The organism is Pseudomonas onubensis (assembly GCF_965653655.1).
Lineage (GTDB): Bacteria > Pseudomonadota > Gammaproteobacteria > Pseudomonadales > Pseudomonadaceae > Aquipseudomonas.
Genome location: NZ_CBFHAZ010000309.1, coordinates 1 through 422, shown reverse-complemented (window position 1 = coordinate 422; position 422 = coordinate 1). Strand labels below are relative to the sequence as shown.

Below are 422 nucleotides of genomic sequence, written 5' to 3'. Positions count from 1 at the left end.
GGATTGAAGGAGCGCGTGTTGATTGGGGCTTATTGTATCAGGATTCCGCGCCGCGAAGAATCAGTGCGCCGACCTACCCGTTCGCAGAGGAGCGCTTCTGGCCGGAAGAAACTGTGAAGCAAACAGATGCGAAGTTTTTGCATCCGCTGGTACATCAGAATACATCCGTCTTGCAGGAGCAGCGGTTCAGTTCGGAATTTACGGGAAAAGAGTATTTTATTGCCGAGCATATCATTAAAGGAATGGCGATCGTGCCGGCTGCCGTCACCCTTGAGATGGCACGGGCCGCGGCGGAGAAAAGCATCGGCGGGGCAACAGAGGATTCTCTCGGCCTGCGCTTAAAGAATATCGTATGGGTCCGCCCGGTGATAGTCGATCAGGACGCTGTCCGTGTCCATATCGGACTTTATGAAGAAGAGGAC

Annotated in this window: 1 protein-coding gene; it reads left to right on the top strand. The window is 53.8% G+C overall.

Going from position 1 to position 422, the window contains the following annotated elements:
* A partial coding sequence (locus tag ACTD9P_RS30100) for a hotdog family protein (RefSeq protein ID WP_438870497.1) occupies positions 1-422 on the top strand: 422 nt, incomplete at both ends.